Raw genomic sequence first — 257 nt, forward strand, 5'->3', positions numbered from 1 at the left:
CGTCGACGCCGCGCACGGAGCCGACCAGCCGGTTGTGGCTGCGGATCGTGCGGGTGCCGAACTTGAAGGCGCGGGTGGAGAAATAACCGTAATATTGCGGGAAATGCTGGCGAAGGGCGATGCCGAGGCGGGCCTGGTCGCGCGCCGTCGTCATCTGCGCCGTGTTCGGCAGGCCATTGGCGTTGCGATAGGTGGTGCGCGTCATGCCGAGTGCATGCGCCTTGGCAGTCATCATCTGGGCGAAGCGGTCTTCGCTG

Annotated in this window: 1 pseudogene; it reads right to left on the reverse strand. The window is 65.8% G+C overall.

Annotated features, from left to right (window positions below):
- A pseudogene (locus tag EOD29_RS33030) lies at positions 1-257 on the reverse strand (D-alanyl-D-alanine carboxypeptidase); the annotation flags it as partial.

The sequence above is a fragment of the Mesorhizobium sp. M1A.T.Ca.IN.004.03.1.1 genome (assembly GCF_003997555.1).
Lineage (GTDB): Bacteria > Pseudomonadota > Alphaproteobacteria > Rhizobiales > Rhizobiaceae > Mesorhizobium.